The following is a 15,560-nucleotide window of genomic DNA, read 5'->3' as shown; positions in this document are numbered from 1 at the left end:
TAATCTCTCTACCCATGCTTACGTTTTACGATAAATCCTAAGCCAGTAATTGAAAGGACAGCACCGATAAAGCCAAGAATAGATGTTGATTCACCTGTGTTTGGTAAAGTATTTTTATCGTTTTCTGGTTTAGTAGAAGTGCTGGTAGCTTGTTGTTTTTCTTGTGATAGCGTATTATCAGAATTTTGTTTGTCTGTCTTTTTATCACTAGTTTTATTAGTGCTTAATTCATTTTTATCTTGCTTGCCAGTGTTATTGTTAGTACTTTGTTTATTTTTGTCATTGCTTGGCTGTTGATTGTTATTAACGTTGTTTATTGTCTGGTCTGAATTAGGTTTTGTAGTACTGTCTTTTGTTTTTTCAGGTTGAGTAATAGTTGTTGTGTTATTTTCTCCTGTCAATGTAACCTCTGTGCTAAAGACAAAATGGCGTTTTCTTTTATCAGTATTTTGTCCGTAAGTTGCTCCTGCAGTCCCTTCAACTGTTAGAACGTAGTTCCCTGGGGTAAGAGATGGTTCAAAAATAATACCTTCAAGGTGGTTAGCATAAAGTAAAGCATCCGCTTTTTTTAATCCTTCTGATAAGCCTTCTAATACAACACTAGTTTTAGCAACTTCTTTACCTGTTGCTTTATCAGTTAAAGTTGCGTGAATATTGGGAGTATATGGGCCATCGTGAGGAAGTTCTTCATATAATTTTGCTTTAAATGTTAACCCTGTAGAAGTTGTTTTTATCTCAGTAAATTCACCATCAATTTTCTTGATATCATTAGAAGTTTTTCCTTCATCTACTGGCTTAGTAGGTGTTGCAGGTTTAACTTCTTCCACAGGCTTAGCTGGAGTTTCAGGTTTAACATCTTCTGTAGGTTTAGTAGGAGTAACAGGTTTTGTAGTTGAAATTGAAGGGTTTGCATCATTAACTACCTTACGAGCAGCAGCTTCGATATTCTTCTTTGCTTGTTCAGCAGTTACACTTGCGCCTGAATAATCTTTATAGGCACGAATTTCACCACTAACTAGATAGTTAGAAGTACCGTTTAATGCAGGTTCTGCTTTAAGAGAATAGTCCTTATATCCTTTTGTTGCATCCAGAATTTCTGCCCCATGCCCCTCAGCGTAAGAGTTAGCTTCATCGAAGTTTTTGAATACAGCATCTGTTTCAAACGTTACAGTTGGAAATCCGTCTCGTTGTGTTTCAGTAATCTTACCAGTAAGAACTCCATTACTTTGATTGGTTAAATTAGTGAGATCAATACCCGCGTTTTTGACAATCTTTTGAGCAGTTTCTTTATTTCCCTTGATCACTTCTTCATCTTCAGAATGAGAATCGATGAAACCTGAGACTAGATAATTGCCTCCCAAACCATCGGGTACAACTGATGCTGTGAAATAACCGTATCGACTATTTTCGATTGTTGGCTTAACGTAATTGTCAAGATATTTTTCGGCATCTTCATAATTCTTAAATACTGGATCAGTTTCGAAAGTCGTACGAGTACCGACATTATTTTTATTTGGCACTTGAGTAACTTCACTGGCAGAAACGTCACTAGGATGAGTAGCTACGTTTACTGAGTTAATTGTTGCAGTAGCTAAGATAGCAGTAGCAAAAAGTTTAATTGTAGATTTTGTCTTCATTAAAAAGAGACCTCCTATTATTTTGAAGCAATCCTTTGTCCAATAATGTAGACTTTTATGGACAAAATTGATAGAATAAACAAAGAAGATATAATCCGTCAAAATACTAAATTTTTCATTATTTTGAACTAAAAATTGTGAAATATTAGTTGTCCAAAATTTCCTACTTTTTTTGACAAAAACTATAGTTTTTTACCCAATTATGAAAAGTACTTTTTGAAACTCCTAAGATTTCTGCTCCTTCACGAATAGTTATTTCTTTTTGTCTGTGTTTTTTTGCTAAATCATAAAAATTGGGTGGAACATTTATCTTCGGTCTTCCGAATTGTTTGCCCCTTTTTTGAGCTTCTCGAATTCCTTCTAGTTGTCTTTGCTTGATTTGCTCTCTTTCCATTTGCGACACATAGGATAGAACCTGTAAAACCAAATCAGAAATTAGTTTACCAGTGATTGTATCGCTGGTATTTTTAGTATTTAAGAGTGGAAAATCTAAAACGCTGATATGTACCTTTTTTGTCTTGGTGAGTAACTGCCATTGTTCTAAAATATCATCGTAGTTTCGTCCGAGTCTATCAATTGATTTAATTACTATCTCATCATCTGCTTGTAGAACTGTTAGCAATTTTTGGTATTCCGTCCTGTCAAAATCTTTTCCAGAGGCCCTATCTATGAAAATTTGATTTTGGGGGATATTTTCTAATGTCAAAGCAGAGATTTGTCTATCTATATTTTGCTCCTTAGTGGATACTCGTACATAACCATAACGCATAAGGCTACCACCTATCTTTTTATCTCTATTTTAGACGAAAAGAAAACTACCGCCCATAATGAGTGGTAGTTTGGTGTACTCTTTGCTACTGTATCTTTTTGCCAAGATTTTGTCTTGGATGCGTGAATAGTAGTGTTGGATAAAAAATCCTAAGGACTTAAAATCCTTTTAAATCGACCTTTTTGAACTTTACAAAAATTAAAAACAGTATGTTCAATTTTTGCATGAATCTGGCTTCACAGCAAATCCTCGATCAAAAAATGGAATGCCTTTATGGAGTCGCAAATGGAAACAGTGACTAAGACAGGTTCCTTTATTTCCATGTTTGCCCTCAGTTTCCTAGCTGTTTTCCGTGAGGGAGCAGAAACCATTCTCTTTTATGTTGGGATTTTACCAAGAATTTCCAGTTTTGAATTTGTCTTGGGCATTTCACTTGCCTTGCTGGTTCTGGTAATTATTTCAATCGTAATGAATAAGGCCAGTCAATTCTTCCTACCTCATAAGGTCTTCTTTATCTTGACTTGGATGATTTATGCTTTGGCTTTCAAAATGCTAGGGGTTAGTGTCCACGCTCTTCAGTTGACCAATATGGCACCAAATCACTTGCTGACAGGCTTTCCAACTATCGACTTACTTGGAATTTACCCAAGTTGGGAAGGTTTGGCCAGCCAGCTACTCTTTGCCATTATTGTCTTGATTGTCACTTTCAGACAGGGTGAAAAATAAATGGATAGAAAAGAATTGACAATCGTTGAACATCTGGTAGAATTTAGAAAGAGATTGTTGGCAGTAGTCATTTGTTTCTTTTTGGTATTCTGTGTTTCTCTGCTTTTTGCAGACCAGATTTACCAGTATGTGACCCAATCTTTTCAGCAAAAGTTGATTGTTTTAGGGCCAAATGATATTTTATGGATTTACATACGCTTAGCTAGTCTGATGGCCTTTACTATCACCCTACCTTACACGGTGTATCATATTTGGTCTTTCATTAAACCTGGTTTAAAGAAGGAAGAAGCTAGAGCTATTTTTGCCTATATTCCAGCTAGTTTCCTTTGTTTTCTAGTTGGACTGGCTTTTGGTTTTTACTTTGTAACACCAGCCTTACTTCAGGTTTTATTAGGGCTAGGAGAAGGACTATTTGAAACACAGTTAACAGCTCAAAATTATCTGTCCTTTGTTTTTCAAACGACCTTGCCCTTGGCTCTGATTTTTGAATTGCCAGTTATCATTGCCTTTTTGACGTCAATTGGACTCATTGGACCAGAATTATTGATTGCTTATCGCCGATATGCTTATTTTATTTTATTGGTACTCGCAGTCATCTTGACACCAGCTGACTTTGTCAGCGATTTGGCAATGACTGCCCCCTTGATTTTACTCTATGAATTAAGTATTTCCATCAGCAAACACATTATGAAACGCAAGCAGAAAGGAGCGAGATATGGGAATTTTACGTGATATCGGAACACCAGGATTGATTATTATCGTTTTAGGAGCTCTCTTGATCTTCGGACCAAAGCGATTGCCTGAACTAGGAGAGTCAATCGGTAAAATGCTGTCTGAATTTAAAAAAGCAGTTAAAGGAACTGAAAATCAAGATAAGAAAGATTAAGACTGGTGAGTTTTACTAAAAATAAGAAGTTAGGAAGTGTGTCTCTATTGGACATTTATCATTTCCTAGCTTTTTCTTGTATTAAGAAAATATAAATTTAAGCTTTCTTTAAGAAAACTATATTATTCTGAAGAACTCTAAAATTTCACAGCCATTTATTAGTAATGACTATTGAATTCCTAGTCACTACTAGAAATGGACTAGTTTCTTTGAAGATTTTGAACTCCTTAATCCTTCTATTCTAGAACGGGAGGGCCGGTATTTCTTTCATGATAGGACTAGATTGTGGTATAATAGAGAGAATAAGTTTTTTTAGTAAGACAAAGGAGAAAATAGATGATTTATGCAGGAATTCTTGCTGGTGGAACTGGCACACGCATGGGAATCAGTAACTTGCCAAAACAATTTTTAGAGCTAGGTGATCGACCTATTTTGATTCATACAATTGAAAAATTTGTCTTGGAACCAAGTATTGAAAAAATTGTAGTTGGTGTTCATGGAGACTGGGTTTCCCATGCAGAGGATCTTGTAGATAAATATCTACCTCTTCATAAGGATCGTATCATCATTACAAAAGGTGGTGCTGACCGTAATACGAGTATTGAGAAAATCATTGAAGCCATTGATGCTTATCGTCCGCTTACTCCAGAGGATATCGTTGTTACCCATGATTCTGTTCGTCCATTTATTACGCTTCGCATGATTCAGGACAATATTAAACTTGCTCAAAATCATGATGCAGTGGACACAGTAGTAGAAGCGATTGATACTATCGTTGAAAGCACTAATGGTCAATTTATTACAGATATTCCAAATCGTGCTCACCTCTATCAAGGACAAACACCTCAAACATTCCGTTGCAAGGACTTCATGGACCTTTACGGTTCCCTCTCTGCTGAAGAGAAGGAAATCTTGACAGATGCATGTAAAATTTTTGTCATTAAAGGAAAAGATGTAGCCTTGGCCAAAGGTGAATACTCAAATCTGAAGATTACAACCGTAACAGATTTGAAGATTGCAAAAAGCATGATTGAGAAAGACTAGTAAAATGATTAATCAAATTTATCAACTAACTAAGCCTAAGTTTATCAATGTCAAATATCAGGAAGAGGCTATTGACCAAGAGAATCATATCCTCATCCGCCCTAATTATATGGCGGTCTGTCATGCGGATCAGCGTTACTACCAAGGAAAACGTGATCCGAAGATTTTGAATAAAAAGTTTCCAATGGCAATGATTCACGAGTCATGTGGAACCGTTATTTCTGACCCGACAGGAACCTACGAGGTTGGGCAAAAAGTTGTCATGATTCCCAATCAGCCTCCTATGCAGAGTGATGAAGAATTCTATGAAAACTACATGATAGGGACTCATTTCTTGTCTAGTGGATTTGATGGCTTTATGAGAGAATTTGTTTCTCTCCCTAAACACCGTGTGGTGGCTTATGATGCTATTGAAGATACGGTTGCAGCCATTACAGAGTTTGTCAGTGTTGGCATGCACGCTATGAATCGTCTATTGACCCTTGCTCATAGCAGGCGGAATCGAATCGCTGTTATCGGAGATGGAAGTTTAGCTTTTGTAGTTGCTAATATTATCAACTATACTTTGCCAGAAGCAGAGATTGTGGTTATTGGCCGTCATTGGGAAAAATTGGAACTTTTCTCATTTGCCAAAGAATGCTATATTACTGACAATATTCCTGAAGATTTGGCCTTTGACCATGCTTTTGAGTGTTGTGGTGGGGATGGTACTGGACCAGCTATAAATGATTTGATTCGCTACATTCGTCCTCAGGGCACGATTCTTATGATGGGCGTTAGCGAATATAAAGTCAATCTCAACACACGCGATGCCTTAGAAAAGGGCTTGCTCTTGGTTGGGTCCTCTCGTTCTGGTCGCATCGATTTTGAAAATGCCATCCAAATGATGGAAGTCAAGAAATTTGCCAATCGTCTTAAAAATATCCTTTATCTAGAAGAACCTGTAAGAGAAATTAAAGATATTCACCGTGTCTTTGCTACCGATTTAAATACAGCCTTTAAAACTGTGTTTAAGTGGGAAGTATAAGAACTGGAGGTTAATTGTGGAGAAAATCATTAAAGAAAAAATTTCTTCCTTACTTAGTCAAGAAGAGGAAGTCCTCAGTGTTGAACAACTGGGGGGAATGACCAATCAAAACTATTTGGCCAAAACGACAAATAAGCAATACATTGTTAAGTTCTTTGGTAAAGGAACAGAAAAGCTGATCAATCGTCAAGATGAAAAGTACAATCTTGAACTACTTAAAGATTTAGACTTAGATGTAAAAAATTATCTTTTTGATATTGAAGCTGGTATTAAAGTAAATGAGTATATTGAATCTGCGATTACGCTTGATTCAACGTCAATCAAGACCAAATTTGATAAAATTGCTCCAATATTACAAACTATTCATGCTTCTGGTAAGGAATTAAGAGGAGAATTTGCTCCTTTTAAAGAAATCAAAAAATACGAATCCTTGATTGAAGAAAAAATTCCTTATGCTAACTATGAAGCTGTTCGAGAAGAAGTCTTCTCCTTAGAGAAAAGACTGGCTGACTTAGGTGTTGACAGAAAATCTTGTCATATCGATTTGGTGCCTGAAAACTTTATCGAATCACCTCAAGGACGTCTTTATCTGATTGACTGGGAATATTCATCAATGAATGATCCAATGTGGGATTTGGCTGCTCTCTTTTTAGAGTCTGAATTCACTCCTCAAGAGGAAGAAGCCTTCTTGTCTCACTATGAGAGTGAGCAAACACCTGTCTCTCGTGAAAAGATTGCCATTTATAAAATTTTACAAGATACTATTTGGAGTCTATGGACAGTCTATAAGGAAGAGCAAGGTGCAGATTTTGCTGACTATGGTGTAAATCGTTACCAAAGAGCTGTTAAAGGTTTAGCCTATTATGGAGGTTTAGATGAAAAATAAAAATGGAGTTTCTTTTGGTCTACTCTCAGGTGTTTTCTGGGGATTAGGTCTAACGATTAGTGCTTATATCTTTTCGATTTTTACAGATTTGTCGCCCTTTGTGGTGGCTGCTGCTCACGATTTCTTGAGTATCTTTATCTTACTAGCTTTTCTTTTAGTAAAAGAAGGAAAAGTGCGTCTCTCAATTTTCTTAAATATTCGCAATGTGAGTGTGATCATCGGCGCCTTACTAGCAGGCCCTATCGGTATGCAGGCCAATCTTTATGCAGTTAAGTATATCGGAAGTTCTTTAGCTTCATCTGTATCAGCTATTTACCCTGCGATTTCAGTTTTATTGGCTTTCTTCTTCTTGAAGCACAAGATTTCGAAAAATACTGTGTTTGGGATTATCTTGATTATTGCAGGAATTATTGCCCAGACCTATAAGGTTGAACAGGTCAATTCCTTCTACATTGGGATTCTCTGTGCTTTGGTTTGTGCCATTGCATGGGGGAGTGAAAGTGTCCTTAGCTCTTTTGCTATGGAAAGTGAATTGAGTGAAATCGAAGCCCTCTTAATCCGTCAAGTGACTTCATTCTTGTCCTATCTTGTGATTGTGCTCTTCTCTCATCAGTCATTTGCAGAAGTAGCTAATGGACAATTGTTAGGTCTTATGATTGTCTTTGCAGCCTTTGATATGATTTCCTACTTGGCTTATTATATCGCTATCAATCGCTTACAACCAGCCAAGGCTACAGGCTTGAACGTGAGCTATGTAGTCTGGACTGTCTTGTTTGCAGTTATTTTCTTGGGTGCACCACTAGATATGCTGACAATTATTACGTCACTTGTCGTCATTGCTGGAGTTTATATTATTATTAAAGAATAAAGGAGATTCGTGTGAAAGCCATCATCTTAGCAGCGGGATTGGGAACTCGCTTGCGTCCTATGACTGAAAATACCCCTAAAGCCTTGGTTCAGGTTAATCAAAAACCTTTGATTGAATACCAAATTGAGTTTTTAAAAGAAAAAGGTATCCATGATATCATCATCATTGTTGGTTACCTTAAAGAACAATTTGATTACTTAAAAGAAAAATATGGTGTTCGCCTCGTTTTCAATGATAAATACGCTGACTACAATAACTTTTACTCTCTCTATCTTGTAAAAGAAGAATTAGCTAACAGTTACGTTATCGATGCCGATAATTATCTCTTTAAAAATATGTTCCGCAATGATTTGACACGTTCTACTTATTTTAGTGTTTATCGTGAAGATTGTACCAACGAATGGTTCTTGGTCTATGGGGATGACTACAAAGTTCAAGACATTATTGTTGATAGCAAAGCTGGTCGCATTCTTAGTGGGGTATCCTTCTGGGATGCTCCAACAGCAGCAAAAATTGTTAGCTTTATCGATAAGGCCTATGCAAGTGGTGAATTTGTTGATCTCTACTGGGACAATATGGTTAAGGATAATATCAAAGAGCTAGATGTCTATGTTGAAGAATTAGAAGGCAATAGCATCTATGAGATCGATAGTGTCCAAGACTATCATAAATTAGAAGAAATTCTTAAAAACGAAAATTAAAGATTCCAACATCTGGCTGAAATAGTCGGATGTTTTTTGATTTTTTTACGAATAAATAGATGAGTAGAAAAAGAAATGGAGATATTTATGAAAATCACAAACTATGAAATCTATAAGTTAAAAAATCAGGTTTGACCAATCAACAGATTTTGAACGTTCTAGAATACGGTGAAAATGTCGATCAAGAACTGTTGTTGGGTGATATTGCAGAAATATCAGGTTGCCGAAATCCAGCTGTTTTTATGGAACGTTATTTTCAGATAAACGATGCGCATTTGGAGAAGGAGTTTCAAAAATTTCCATCTTTCTCTATTTTAGATGACTGTTACCCTTGGGATTTGAGTGAAATTTATGATGCACCTGTGCTTTTATTTTACAAGGGAAATCTGGATCTCTTGAAATTTCCTAAGGTAGCAGTTGTGGGTAGTCGCGCTTGTAGCAAACAGGGAGCTAAGTCAGTTGAAAAAGTCATTCAGGGTTTGGAAAATGAACTGGTTATCGTCAGTGGATTAGCTAAGGGAATTGACACAGCAGCTCATATGGCAGCTCTTCAGAATGGCGGAAAAACCATTGCAGTGATTGGAACAGGACTGGATGTGTTTTATCCTAAAGCTAATAAACGCTTGCAAGACTACATCGGCAATGACCATCTGGTTCTCAGTGAGTATGGACCTGGTGAACAACCTCTAAAATTTCATTTTCCTGCCCGTAATCGCATCATTGCTGGACTTTGTCGTGGTGTGATTGTAGCAGAGGCTAAGATGCGTTCAGGTAGTCTCATTACCTGTGAGAGGGCAATGGAAGAAGGACGCGATGTTTTTGCTATACCTGGTAGCATTTTAGATGGACTATCTGATGGATGTCATCATTTGATTCAAGAAGGAGCAAAATTGGTCACCAGTGGGCAGGATGTTCTTGCGGAATTTGAATTTTAATACTCTTCGAAAATCTCTTCAAACCACATCAGCTTCACCTTGCCGTACTCAAGTACAGCCTGTGGCTAGCTTCCTAGTTTGCTCTTTGATTTTCATTGACTATAAGACGAAATTTCACTTACTAGACAAACTTTTCTTCTATATATAGGAGCTAAGTCTTGACAGTTATGGCAAAATGGTTTACACTTTATAAAGTTTATTACTTTGAAAAGGTGTGATACTGTGGCTACGGAAACAAAAAAGAAAAAATCAACAGTTAAAAAAAATCTAGTAATCGTGGAGTCGCCTGCTAAGGCCAAGACGATTGAAAAATATCTCGGCAGAAACTACAAGGTTTTAGCCAGCGTCGGCCATATCCGTGATTTGAAGAAATCTAGTATGTCCGTCGATATTGAAAATAATTATGAACCGCAATATATCAATATCCGAGGAAAAGGTCCTCTTATCAATGACTTGAAAAAAGAAGCTAAAAAAGCTAATAAAGTCTTTCTGGCGAGTGACCCGGACCGTGAAGGAGAAGCGATTTCTTGGCATTTGGCTCATATTCTCAACTTGGATGAAAATGATGCCAACCGTGTGGTCTTCAATGAAATCACCAAGGATGCAGTCAAAAATGCTTTTAAAGAACCGCGCAAGATTGATATGGACTTGGTAGATGCCCAACAAGCTCGTCGTGTTTTGGACCGCTTGGTAGGCTATTCGATTTCGCCTATTTTGTGGAAAAAGGTCAAGAAGGGTTTGTCAGCAGGGCGCGTACAGTCCATTGCCCTTAAACTCATCATTGACCGTGAGAATGAAATCAACGCCTTCCAGCCTGAAGAATACTGGACAATTGATGGTGTCTTTAAGAAGGGAACCAAGCAATTTCAGGCTTCCTTCTATGGAGTAGATGGTAAAAAGCTAAAACTGACTAGTAATGATGAGGTCAAGGAAGTCTTATCTCGTCTGACTAGTAAAGATTTTTCAGTAGATCAGGTGGATAAGAAAGAGCGCAAACGCAATGCTCCATTACCCTATACCACTTCATCTATGCAGATGGATGCTGCCAATAAAATCAATTTCCGTACTCGAAAAACCATGATGGTTGCCCAACAGCTCTATGAAGGAATTAATATCGGTTCTGGTGTTCAAGGTTTGATTACCTATATGCGTACCGATTCGACTCGTATCAGTCCTGTAGCGCAGAATGAAGCAGCAAGTTTCATCACGGACCGTTTTGGTAGCAAGTATTCTAAGCATGGTAGCAAGGTCAAAAATGCTTCAGGAGCTCAGGATGCCCACGAGGCTATTCGTCCGTCTAGTGTCTTTAATACACCTGAAAGCATCGCTAAGTATCTGGACAAGGACCAGCTCAAGCTCTATACCCTTATCTGGAATCGTTTTGTAGCTAGCCAGATGACAGCTGCTGTCTTTGATACCATGGCTGTTAAATTGTCTCAAAATGGAGTTCAATTTGCTGCAAATGGTAGTCAGGTTAAGTTTGATGGTTATCTTGCCATTTATAATGATTCTGACAAGAATAAGATGTTACCAGATATGGCTGTGGGAGATGTGGTCAAACAGGTCAATAGCAAACCAGAGCAACATTTCACCCAACCACCTGCCCGTTATTCTGAAGCGACCCTTATCAAGACCTTGGAGGAAAATGGAGTTGGACGTCCGTCAACCTACGCGCCAACCATTGAAACCATTCAGAAACGTTATTATGTTCGCCTTGCATCCAAACGTTTTGAACCGACAGAGTTGGGGGAAATTGTCAACAAGCTCATTGTTGAATATTTCCCAGATATCGTAAACGTAACCTTTACAGCTGAAATGGAAGGCAAGCTGGATGATGTCGAAGTCGGAAAAGAGCAGTGGCAACGTGTTATAGACTCCTTTTACAAACCATTCTCTAAAGAAGTGGCCAAGGCTGAAGAAGAAATGGAAAAAATCCAGATCAAGGATGAACCAGCTGGATTTGATTGTGAAGTGTGTGGCAGTCCAATGGTTATTAAACTTGGTCGTTTTGGTAAGTTCTACGCTTGTAGCAATTTCCCAGATTGCCGTCATACCCAAGCAATCGTGAAAGAGATTGGTGTTGAGTGTCCAAGTTGTCATCAGGGACAAATCATTGAGCGTAAAACCAAACGTAACCGCCTCTTCTATGGTTGCAATCGCTATCCAGACTGTGAATTTACCTCTTGGGACAAGCCTGTTGGTCGTGACTGTCCAAAATGTGGCAACTTCCTCATGGAGAAAAAAGTCCGTGGTGGTGGCAAGCAGGTTGTATGTAGTAATGGCGACTACGAAGAAGAAAAGATTAAATAAGAGGAGAGTCCTGAAAGTTAATTTCAGGCTCTTTTGGTTAGAACTTGACAAAATTCACCATTGTATGCGAAACTAGAAGAAGATTATTTTAACTAGGAGAAGTTATGCGTATTATTTATCTGATAATTGGTTTTTTATCACTGGTCTTGGCTATTGTTGGGGTTGTTTTACCCTTGTTGCCTACAACGCCTTTTCTTTTGTTGTCTATTGCTTGTTTCTCAAGAAGTTCCAAGCGCTTCGAAGATTGGCTTTATCATACCAAGCTCTATCAAGCATATGTAGCTGATTTTCGCGAGACCAAGTCCATTGCGCGTGAACGAAAGAAAAAAATCATCGTATCTATCTACATCTTGATGGGAATTTCCATTTATTTTGCCCCTCTTTTACCAGTAAAAATCGGTCTGGGAGCTTTGACCATCTTTATCACCTATTATCTCTTCAAGGTCATTCCAGACAAAGAATAGTTAAAATAGTAGTTATTTGCCTTGATAAAATTGAAAGCATATTTACAATAATATGATATAATAAATTCAAAGTAATAATCAAGGAGAATCAAATGATCTACGAATTTTGTGCTGAAAATGTGACCTTGCTTGAAAAAGCGATGCAGGCTGGAGCTCGTCGAATCGAACTCTGTGACAATCTAGCAGTTGGTGGGACAACTCCCAGCTATGGAGTGACCAAGGCAGCGGTTGAATTGGCAGCTAACTACGATACGACCATCATGACCATGATTCGTCCACGTGGTGGCGACTTTGTCTATAATGACCTAGAAATTGATATCATGTTAGAAGACATTCGGTTGACCGCTCAGGCTGGAAGTCAAGGGGTTGTATTTGGGGTTTTAACTGCTGATAAGAAGTTGGATAAGCCTAATCTTGAGAAGTTAATAGCTGCATCAAAAGGAATGGAAATTGTCTTTCACATGGCCTTTGATGAATTGAGCGAAGAAGACCAGTTAGAAGCTATTGACTGGCTCAGCCAAGCTGGTGTCACTCGTATCCTGACTCGCGCTGGTGTATCTGGCGACTCTCTAGACAAACGTTTTGCTCACTATCACAGAATTTTAGAGCACGCTAAAGGTAAGATTGAAATTCTACCAGGTGGGGGGATTGGCCTTGACAACCGTCAAACCTTTATAGACCAGCTTGGCGTGACACAATTACATGGAACTAAGGTTGTCTTTTAAAAAATAGAAAGGAACTGCTAGCCTTGGGTAGCAGTTTTCGCTTATGTTTGAAATATTTAAATCCTATCAGTTTAATCAAGAAAAAGCTTTTGCCTATGGTTTTGTAGAAAATAGTGGAGTCTGGACCTATAGTTGCCAGATTTTGCAAGGTGACTTTGTCATGACTGTATCCATCACTGCTGATAATGTGAGTTTTCAAGTCTTTGACCATGAGACTGGTGACCTCTATCCTCAAGTCCATATGGAAAGTTTTAAAGGAAGTTTTGTTGCAAGTGTCCGTGAGGCTTGTCTGGAGATTCTTTACCAGATTCGGAAGGCTTGTTTTGATGTGCAAGATTTTATCTGTCCTCAGACTAAACGAATCATGACTCAAGTTCAAGAAAAGTATGGTAATCAGCTGGAGTATCTGTGGGAAAAATCACCTGATACAGCAGTGTTAAGACACGAAGGCAATAAAAAGTGGTATGCCGTCTTGATGAAAATCTCTTGGGATAAGTTGGAAAAGGGCAGAGAAGGACAGGTGGAAGCAGTCAACCTCAAACATGACCAAGTAGCTGATTTACTTTTAAATAAAGGTATTTATCCAGCTTTTCATATGAACAAACGCTACTGGATTAGTGTGGCGCTTGATGATGCTTTATCAGATGAAGAAGTGCTAGAATTGATAGAAAAAAGTTGGAACTTAACCACTAAAAAATGAAACATTTCAATATTTTTCAACGACTTTCAATTAGCAAAATATTCTCTACTGAAGAAATTTTCAGAAAATATTGGATTTTTTCTTGACAAGTACTTTTGCCTATGCTAAAATACTAAACAAGATATCAAACGAAGGAGAAAGTCAAACATGAAAACAGCTAAGTTTAATCAATTCGCTTTGTTGTTGAGGTACTCGGGCTAGTGCAAAAAGCATTAGTCCTGTTTGGCTTACCAAGCGGGAGTGAATCAACATCTCGCTTGGACTTCTGAGCGAGATGTTTTTTTAAAACCACATTTGGGAAAGGGGAAATCTTATGAGAACAGTTGAATTTCTAGATACCAGCCTTCGGGATGGAGAACAGACACCAGGTGTTAATTTTTCAATCAAGGAAAAAATTGCCATTGCAAGACAGCTGGAGAAATGGGGCATTTCAGCAATTGAAGCTGGTTTTCCAGCGGCTAGCCCTGATTCATTCACAGCAGTTCAGGAGATTGCTAAGGTCTTGAAGAAAACAGCGGTGACTGGTTTGGCACGCTCGGTCAAGTCTGATATTGATGCTTGTTATGAGGCCCTCAAGGATGCCAAGTATCCACAGGTTCATGTCTTTATCGCTACCAGTCCGATTCATCGTAAGTATAAGCTTAATAAGAGTAAAGAAGAGATTTTGGAAGCTATCAAGGAGCATGTTTCCTATGCCCGTTCTAAGTTTGAAGTGGTCGAATTCTCTCCTGAGGATGCGACTAGAACAGAGTTGGATTTCCTCTTGCAAGTCGTTCAAACAGCGGTCGATGCAGGTGCGACTTATATCAATATTCCTGATACGGTTGGATTCACCACTCCAGAAGAGTACGGAGCCATCTTCAAACACTTGATTGAGAATGTCAAGACAGATCGTCAGATTATCTATTCACCTCACTGTCATGATGACCTTGGAATGGCAGTGGCTAATAGCCTTGCTGCTGTCAAGAATGGGGCAGGACGTGTCGAAGGAACTATCAACGGAATAGGTGAGAGAGCTGGGAATGCTGCTCTTGAAGAAATTGCAGTGGCTCTCAATATTCGCCAAGATTACTACCAAGCAGAAACCAGTATTGTTTTAAATGAAACCATCAATACGTCAGAAATGGTTTCTCGCTTCTCTGGTATTCCAGTTCCTAAAAACAAGGCTGTGGTTGGTGGCAATGCCTTCTCTCACGAATCTGGTATTCACCAAGATGGAGTCCTTAAAAATCCTCTTACCTATGAAATCATCACTCCTGAATTAGTCGGTGTTAAGAGTAATAGTCTTCCACTTGGAAAATTGTCTGGTCGCCATGCCTTTGTTGAAAAACTAAGAGAATTGGCCCTAGACTTTTCAGAAGAGGATATCAAACCACTCTTTGCTAAGTTCAAGGCGCTGGCTGATAAAAAGCAAGAAATCACAGATGCAGATATTCGTGCTCTGGTAGCTGGAACCATGGTTGAAAATCCAGAAGGCTTCCATTTTGATGATTTACAACTGCAAACCCATGCAGATAATGACATTGAAGCACTCGTTAGCCTAGCCAATATGGATGGTGAGAAAGTCGAATTTAATGCGACAGGGCAAGGTTCTGTTGAAGCAATCTTTAACGCTATCGATAAGTTCTTTAACCAATCTGTCCGCTTGGTATCCTACACTATAGATGCGGTGACAGATGGAATCGATGCTCAAGCTCGGGTCTTGGTCACTGTTGAAAACAGAGATACAGAAACCATCTTTAATGCAGCAGGGCTTGATTTCGATGTGTTGAAGGCTTCGGCTATTGCCTATATCAATGCCAATACCTTTGTTCAAAAAGAGAATGCTGGTGAGATGGGACGCAGTGTTTCTTACCGCGATATGCCTAGTGTGTAAAGGAGA

The 15,560-nt window shown here is 38.4% G+C and carries 14 protein-coding genes and 2 pseudogenes; 14 read left to right on the top strand and 2 right to left on the bottom strand.

From position 1 onward, the window contains the following. Nucleotides 1–8 precede the first annotated feature (8 nt). Nucleotides 9–1,637, bottom strand: a complete 1,629-nt coding sequence (locus SK578_RS06810; RefSeq protein WP_042751285.1) for an LPXTG cell wall anchor domain-containing protein — start codon at nt 1,635–1,637, stop codon at nt 9–11. Between the two features lie 163 nt (nt 1,638–1,800). Next, nucleotides 1,801–2,406 (bottom strand): recombinase family protein, encoded by a 606-nt coding sequence (locus SK578_RS06805; RefSeq protein ID WP_042751284.1) that lies wholly within the window; start codon nt 2,404–2,406, stop codon nt 1,801–1,803. Nucleotides 2,407–2,634: 228 nt separating this feature from the next. Between SK578_RS06805 and SK578_RS06800 the strand changes: the two are divergent. The 14 genes and pseudogenes from SK578_RS06800 to SK578_RS06735 form a co-directional block, all read left to right on the top strand. Beyond that, nucleotides 2,635–3,132, top strand: a pseudogene (locus tag SK578_RS06800) (FTR1 family protein); the annotation flags it as partial. Then, complete coding sequence (tatC, locus tag SK578_RS06795; RefSeq protein WP_042751283.1) at nt 3,133–3,864, top strand: twin-arginine translocase subunit TatC; 732 nt, start codon at nt 3,133–3,135, stop codon at nt 3,862–3,864. It begins immediately after the preceding pseudogene. After that, nucleotides 3,848–4,018: a twin-arginine translocase TatA/TatE family subunit gene (locus tag SK578_RS06790; protein ID WP_042751282.1), complete on the top strand. Its 171-nt coding sequence runs from the start codon at nt 3,848–3,850 to the stop codon at nt 4,016–4,018. Before tatC ends, SK578_RS06790 begins: the two co-directional genes overlap by 17 nt. 336 nt (nt 4,019–4,354) lie before the next feature. Beyond that, nucleotides 4,355–5,062 (top strand): IspD/TarI family cytidylyltransferase, encoded by a 708-nt coding sequence (locus SK578_RS06785; protein ID WP_042751281.1) that lies wholly within the window; start codon nt 4,355–4,357, stop codon nt 5,060–5,062. Nucleotides 5,063–5,066: 4 nt separating this feature from the next. Next, on the top strand, nt 5,067–6,089 hold the full coding sequence (locus tag SK578_RS06780) for a ribitol-5-phosphate dehydrogenase (protein WP_042751280.1): 1,023 nt from the start codon (nt 5,067–5,069) through the stop codon (nt 6,087–6,089). Between the two features lie 16 nt (nt 6,090–6,105). Next, nucleotides 6,106–6,975, top strand: coding sequence for a choline kinase LicA (licA, locus tag SK578_RS06775; RefSeq protein ID WP_042751279.1), 870 nt, complete (start codon nt 6,106–6,108; stop codon nt 6,973–6,975). Next, nucleotides 6,965–7,843, top strand: a complete 879-nt coding sequence (locus tag SK578_RS06770) for a DMT family transporter (protein WP_042751278.1) — start codon at nt 6,965–6,967, stop codon at nt 7,841–7,843. The genes licA and SK578_RS06770 overlap by 11 nt, the downstream gene beginning before the upstream one ends. An 11-nt stretch (nt 7,844–7,854) precedes the next feature. Next, on the top strand, nt 7,855–8,544 hold the full coding sequence (locus tag SK578_RS06765) for a sugar phosphate nucleotidyltransferase (RefSeq protein ID WP_000643956.1): 690 nt from the start codon (nt 7,855–7,857) through the stop codon (nt 8,542–8,544). An 87-nt stretch (nt 8,545–8,631) separates the two neighbouring features. Beyond that, nucleotides 8,632–9,479, top strand: a pseudogene (gene dprA, locus SK578_RS06760) (DNA-processing protein DprA). A gap of 222 nt (nt 9,480–9,701) precedes the next feature. Next, nucleotides 9,702–11,789 carry a type I DNA topoisomerase gene (gene topA, locus SK578_RS06755; protein WP_042751276.1) on the top strand — a complete coding sequence of 696 codons (2,088 nt, stop codon included), beginning with the start codon at nt 9,702–9,704 and terminating at the stop codon, nt 11,787–11,789. A gap of 104 nt (nt 11,790–11,893) precedes the next feature. After that, the gene (locus SK578_RS06750) at nt 11,894–12,253 is read left to right on the top strand and encodes a YbaN family protein (protein ID WP_042751275.1); all 360 of its coding nucleotides are present in this window, start codon (nt 11,894–11,896) and stop codon (nt 12,251–12,253) included. 92 nt (nt 12,254–12,345) lie between these two features. After that, entirely contained in the window at nt 12,346–12,978 is a 633-nt protein-coding gene (locus SK578_RS06745) for a copper homeostasis protein CutC (RefSeq protein ID WP_042751274.1), read from the top strand. Between the two features lie 43 nt (nt 12,979–13,021). Next, complete coding sequence (locus SK578_RS06740; RefSeq protein ID WP_042751273.1) at nt 13,022–13,678, top strand: MmcQ/YjbR family DNA-binding protein; 657 nt, start codon at nt 13,022–13,024, stop codon at nt 13,676–13,678. Between the two features lie 313 nt (nt 13,679–13,991). Then, nucleotides 13,992–15,554 carry a 2-isopropylmalate synthase gene (locus tag SK578_RS06735; RefSeq protein ID WP_042751272.1) on the top strand — a complete coding sequence of 521 codons (1,563 nt, stop codon included), beginning with the start codon at nt 13,992–13,994 and terminating at the stop codon, nt 15,552–15,554. Nucleotides 15,555–15,560: the final 6 nt, after the last annotated feature.

This window comes from Streptococcus mitis (assembly GCF_000722755.1).
GTDB classification, from domain to species: domain Bacteria; phylum Bacillota; class Bacilli; order Lactobacillales; family Streptococcaceae; genus Streptococcus; species Streptococcus mitis_CM.
The sequence above is the reverse complement of the archived record's forward strand: the minus strand, read 5'-3'. Positions and strand labels throughout refer to the sequence as shown.